This window comes from Pseudomonas sp. SWRI77 (assembly GCF_014269105.1).
Taxonomy (GTDB): domain Bacteria; phylum Pseudomonadota; class Gammaproteobacteria; order Pseudomonadales; family Pseudomonadaceae; genus Aquipseudomonas; species Aquipseudomonas capeferrum.
In genome coordinates, this window is sequence record NZ_JABWRV010000076.1 from 1 (window position 1) to 472 (window position 472).

General features: G+C 61.0%; 1 protein-coding gene. It reads left to right on the forward strand.

The features are described from left to right. On the forward strand, positions 1–472 hold a 472-nt coding region (locus tag HU766_RS26035), incomplete at both ends, for an immunoglobulin-like domain-containing protein (RefSeq protein WP_186661872.1).

Here is a 472-nt window from a genome sequence, read left to right on the forward strand (position 1 = left end):
CAACGACGTCTACAACAACGGCTCGACTGTCAGCACCACCATCACTGGTGCCACTGGCGGCAACTTCGAGCAGCTGACGCCGAACCCGACCCCAGCGCAGACCACGATCAATGACTCGGTCGATGTGACCACTGCGACCCTGACCGCCAACCCTTCGGTAACCGAAGGCGGTGTGATCACCTACACCGTGACCCTGAGCAACCCTGCCCAGACTCCGGTTACGGTGACCTTGTCGAACGGCCAAACCATCACTGTTGAAGCCGGCAAGACCCAAGGCAGCGTTGACTTCCAGACCCCGGACAACGACGTCTACAACAACGGTTCGACTGTCAGCACCACCATCACCGACGCTACCGGCGGTAACTTCGAGCAGCTGACGCCGAACCCGACCCCAGCGCAGACCACGATCAACGACTCGGTCGACAACACCACTGCGACCCTGACCGCCAACCCTTCGGTAACCGAAGGCGGT